The sequence below is a fragment of the Actinobacillus ureae ATCC 25976 genome (assembly GCF_000188255.1).
In the GTDB taxonomy this organism is placed as follows: domain Bacteria; phylum Pseudomonadota; class Gammaproteobacteria; order Enterobacterales; family Pasteurellaceae; genus Actinobacillus; species Actinobacillus ureae.
This window is the reverse complement of sequence record NZ_GL831081.1, coordinates 123,769-126,634: the sequence shown is the minus strand read 5'-3', so window position 1 is coordinate 126,634 and position 2,866 is coordinate 123,769. Positions and strand designations below refer to the sequence as shown.

The window sequence follows — 2,866 nt, the reverse complement described above, 5'->3', positions numbered from 1 at the left end:
ATTATGATTAAATTGAGCAATCCATCGAGTTAAGGTTTTCTTGGATAATTGAAAATGTCGTTGAGTGAATAAACGGTTTTTGTCATTTTGAAGATAAAACTCGATGACTTGTTGTTTGAATAGCGAGTTATATTTAGTCATGAAAAATCTGCACCTTAACCTGTTGGAGGTTTAGTCCAACTTTGGGGGGCAGCTCAAAAGAGCTAGGCTTTTTTATTACTATTTTTAGACGGCAAATGGATATTGAATACTTGGATGATATTCATAGTCTTCTACTTTGAAATCATCAAGCGTTACCCACGTTTCTAAATCTTCCAATGACTTAATTTCCGGATTTATCCAAAGTTTAGGTGCGCCTAGCGGCTCTCTTTTCAATTGTACATCACGCATTAATTCTAGCTGGTCTTCATAAATATGCGCATTGACAATTTTATGGAATGCTTGTCCGGCTTTGTGCTCGGTAATTTGCGCCATTAAAGCTAAGAATGTGTAACATTGAATCATATTCCAGTTTAAACCTAACGGCACATCGGCAGAACGCTGGGTACTGTTGAGATAAAGTGTACCGTCTAAAAGTGAGAAATGATGGCTATATAAGCACGGACGTAAACAGCCCATATGAAATACACCCGGATGATAAAAAGTATAAATTTCACCTCGATTATCCACGCCTTTTTTTAGGTCATCGACAATTTGACGCAGTAAATCAATTGAACCGCCATCAGGCTTAGGAAAGTTACGACCGACCGCACCATAAACCAATCCCATATCATCTTCACCTTTACGGTATGGATTTGCTAGCCATGCCGCATTTTGATTGGCATTTACGTCCCATGATTTTGTACCTAGATTACGGAAATCCGCCGCATTATCGTAGCCTCGAATATAGCCGAGTAATTCAGCAATAGCTGCTTTCCAAAAGCTGCGGCGTGTAGTGACTAACGGAAATTCACCATTAGCAACATCATAAGTTAAATCCGCATTGATAACGGTTAAACAGCGCTTACCAGTACGCTCATTCTCTACCCATTTCCCTTCGTTTACGATACGATGACATAAATCTAAATACTGTTTCATGATTACCTCTTAAAAAAATTTAGGTAATTTTGCCATTTATTCGTTAAAATAGATAATAAATTTTATAAAGCGATAAGGAGTGCGATATGAAAAACGTCATTAAAACTATGTTGGTTGGTTTAACCTTAGCCGTATTAGCTGCGTGTTCTACAAAAAGCGGTTGGGCACGTTTAAGTGATTCTGAAATTGATCAGAAATCTTATGCGATTGCTTATGGTGCGACTGCACAAACTTACGCTGATCGAGTAAATGAAAGTTACGATATTGATTCATTTATGAATGGAGTTAATGACTGGTACAGCAAAAAAGTAAAAATGCCGGTTGAACAAATTCGAGCAATGATTTTAAATCGAATGATGGATCACAATATCTATGCTTATTATAGTGGTGTATTATATGCTGCTGATTTACAAGGTAATTTTAACCATTTAGATCCGGAATGTTGGAATTTGGTTCAAACGCCAAGCATGAGCCAAGGTATTCATGATGCAATGATGGATATTCAAAAAAATAACGTTCGCAGTGATGAATATATTCAAAATGGCGTTGAGCAAATTCTTCATCTTTGTGTAAAAACAATCGCAGAAGATGAAAACAAAGCGGAAGCTAAAGCGAAAAAATCAGTAAAAACTAAGAAAGTGGTTAAATAACGAGATTATGGCTTACGTAAGCGGTCATATTTTCCTAATAATTTGTAAAAAATACAGGAAAATTGACCGCTTTTTTATAACGAAGGAGAACGGAGCTTATGACAACTTATAATTTACGTCTTAAAGCAAAAAATGAATTAACACCACATCCAACGGTGCAATATTGGCGTAAATGCCAAGTTGAAGAATTATTTGCTATGCCTTTTATGGAATTGGTGTTTAAGGCTGCACAAGTGCATAGAGAAAATTTTGATCCGCAAGCGATTCAATTATCTACGTTACTTTCGATAAAAACAGGCGGTTGTCCGGAGGAATGTGAATATTGTCCTCAGTCTGCTCGCTATGATACCGGACTTGAAAAGCAAGTGATGATGGATATAGAAGAAATTGTCGAGAAGGCAAAAATTGCGAAAGCACGAGGTGCAAGCCGTTTTTGTATGGGCGCAGCTTGGCGAGGACCGAAGCCGAAAGACATTAAAGTTGTGTCCAATATTATTAGTGCGGTTAAGGCATTAGGCCTAGAAACTTGCGGCACTTTCGGTTTACTTGAAGAAGGTATGGCGGAAGATTTGAAGCAAGCCGGATTAGATTATTACAATCACAATTTAGATACCGATCCGGAGCGTTATAGCAAAATTGTGCATACACGTAATCATGATGATCGGATGGATACACTTGGAAAAGTGCGTAATGCGGGGTTAAAAGTGTGTTGCGGTGGAATTGTCGGAATGAATGAGACTCGTCCGGAGCGTGCTGGGCTTATCGCAAGTTTAGCGAATCTCGATCCGCAGCCGGAAAGTGTACCAATTAACCAATTAATTAAAGTTGAAGGTACACCATTGGAAAATGCCGAAGTTCTGGATTGGACTGAATTTGTTAGAACAATTGCGGTTGCTCGTATTACTATGCCGAAAAGCTATGTACGATTATCTGCAGGTAGAACAGCAATGCCGGAAGCGATGCAAACATTGTGTTTTATGGCGGGCGCCAATTCGATTTTCTATGGTGAGAAGTTGTTAACGACTTGCAATCCGGAAGAAGATTCTGACCGCTTGTTAATGGATAAATTGGATTTGTACCCGTTGTCGTATGAACCTAGTGAGGTATAAGAAAAAAGCCAGCAAGTTGATCTGCACCCC

At 38.6% G+C, this 2,866-nt stretch carries 4 protein-coding genes; 2 read left to right on the top strand and 2 right to left on the bottom strand.

Annotation, left to right across the window (positions count from 1 at the left end):
• A partial coding sequence (locus tag HMPREF0027_RS11795) for a helix-turn-helix domain-containing protein (protein ID WP_081456970.1) occupies positions 1–141 on the bottom strand: 141 nt, incomplete at its 3' end.
• An 84-nt stretch (positions 142–225) separates the two neighbouring features.
• Complete coding sequence (locus tag HMPREF0027_RS08440; RefSeq protein WP_005624198.1) at positions 226–1,077, bottom strand: thymidylate synthase; 852 nt, start codon at positions 1,075–1,077, stop codon at positions 226–228.
• An 86-nt stretch (positions 1,078–1,163) separates the two neighbouring features.
• Here HMPREF0027_RS08440 and HMPREF0027_RS08435 point away from each other — a divergent pair, with 86 nt between their 5' ends.
• Both HMPREF0027_RS08435 and bioB read left to right on the top strand, forming a co-directional pair.
• Complete coding sequence (locus tag HMPREF0027_RS08435; protein ID WP_005624197.1) at positions 1,164–1,727, top strand: hypothetical protein; 564 nt, start codon at positions 1,164–1,166, stop codon at positions 1,725–1,727.
• A 98-nt stretch (positions 1,728–1,825) separates the two neighbouring features.
• A complete protein-coding gene (gene bioB, locus HMPREF0027_RS08430; RefSeq protein ID WP_005624196.1) occupies positions 1,826–2,836 on the top strand; it encodes a biotin synthase BioB in 1,011 nt (336 codons plus the stop codon).
• Positions 2,837–2,866: the final 30 nt, after the last annotated feature.

Bases quoted from the DNA above. Each gene is read 5' to 3' on its own strand.
- bioB (WP_005624196.1), top strand. From the start codon at position 1,826: ATGACAACTTATAATTTACGTCTTAAAGCAAAAAATGAATTAACACCA.
- HMPREF0027_RS08440 (WP_005624198.1), bottom strand. From the start codon at position 1,077: ATGAAACAGTATTTAGATTTATGTCATCGTATCGTAAACGAAGGGAAA.
- HMPREF0027_RS08435 (WP_005624197.1), top strand. From the start codon at position 1,164: ATGAAAAACGTCATTAAAACTATGTTGGTTGGTTTAACCTTAGCCGTA.